Consider the following 1,475-nt stretch of genomic DNA (forward strand, 5'->3'; position numbering starts at 1 on the left):
GCCGCGATGCGCCGCGATCCGGCCATCCGGGAGCGGGCTCGTCAGATCCTCATCGACGAACGGCGAATTCGCCCTAGCGTAGTTTACCCCGACTAGCTGTGCGGTTGAACGTCGACGATGTCACTTGAAGTGTCAAGCTAAGTAGACTTGACTCGTGACGAGCACCGAACGCACCGTTCCCGCGGAAGAATCAGGGCCCAGATGGTTGAGCCCGGATGAGCAGGACGCCTGGAGGGCCTTGGTAGGCGTGCTGATCCTGCTGCCCGCATCGCTCGATGCGCAGCTACAGCGGGACTCGGGCATCAGCCACTTCGAGTATGCGGTGATGTCCGCGCTGTCCGAGGCTCCGCAGCGCACCCGATGCATGAGTGAGCTCGCCGATCTCGCGAACGGCTCGTTGTCCCGACTGTCGCACGTGGTGAAACGGTTGGAGCGGCGCGGCTGGGTCCGCCGCGAGCCGCGGCCGGAGGACGGCAGGTACACCAATGCCATCCTCACCGGCGAAGGCTGGGACAAGGTGGTCGAGAGCGCTCCCGGGCATGTGGAGGCCGTGCGGGAAATGGTCTTCGACGTGCTGTCCGAGGAAGAGGTGGAACAACTGCGGCGGATCGGCCAGCGTATCCACCTTCGGCTGTCGCCGCACGGCATGATGGCGCAACGCCACGGTCAGGACTGACGTCTCAGGGCTCGAAGCCGATGTGCACGTGATCGCGGTGAACATCGTCGGTGAAATGCACGCCACCCGGACCGTCGGGATCGATGGGTGCGCCGATCTCGTCGCTGCCCAGGTCACGTGCGGCCTCCAAGAAGGAGAGCAGGGTCGGGTCGTCGGTCGCCATCGTCACCACCGGCCGGCCGTCGATGGCCCAGATATCGACGGCGCGGCCCCGGTCGTGATTGCTCGTCCGGTTCGATCCGAACACCCGCTTCGGGTGTCCGGTGCGGAAGACACTCACGGAGAAGCTGAAGCTGGAGGCGAGCTGTATCAGCAGGTCCGGCACCAGGTCATCGACCTCGTCGCCGGCCAGGTCCGCCAGCGCCGCGTCCGGTAACTCCACCCCGGCGAGGCCCGCCAGCTCGCCGGCAGTGCCGGTGAGCGTCTGCGAGGGGACTTCCGTCGGCTCCGCGACCAGCAGGCCGGTCACCGACCACGCGCCACCGGACCTGCGCAGCCGGACATCGGCGGTCACCGTGCGGCTGTTCGTACTGGCGCCCGAGACCCATGTCTGCTGGACGACGGCCATGACGCTTGCCCGGTCGGTGGTCAGGCCGCCGTACTGCGGGTAGACCACCTCGACGACGGCCGGCGCGGCGGGCGGAACCAGCGCACCGGCCTGGTCGGCAAGGTCCGGGCTCACTCCTGCGTCACGCAGCCGGTCCGCCGCACCGCCATCCTGCGTGGCGGTACCCAGCGCTTCGATCACTCTCGTCGCCGCACGCTTGACCACCGGCTCGATCTCGTTGCTGGTGGGGCG

Annotated in this window: 2 protein-coding genes; one reads left to right on the forward strand and one right to left on the reverse strand. The window is 67.7% G+C overall.

The window, feature by feature from the left end; translation table 11 throughout:
• Nucleotides 1-154 precede the first annotated feature (154 nt).
• Nucleotides 155-676, forward strand: coding sequence for a MarR family winged helix-turn-helix transcriptional regulator (locus ELR45_RS31280; protein WP_129669781.1), 522 nt, complete (start codon nt 155-157; stop codon nt 674-676).
• A 4-nt stretch (nt 677-680) separates the two neighbouring features.
• Here ELR45_RS31280 and ELR45_RS31285 read toward each other — a convergent pair.
• Nucleotides 681-1,475: hypothetical protein (locus ELR45_RS31285; RefSeq protein WP_165368262.1), on the reverse strand; the 795-nt coding region annotated here is incomplete at its 5' end.

The sequence above is a fragment of the Phytoactinopolyspora endophytica genome, assembly GCF_004138495.1.
GTDB lineage: Bacteria > Actinomycetota > Actinomycetes > Jiangellales > Jiangellaceae > Phytoactinopolyspora > Phytoactinopolyspora endophytica.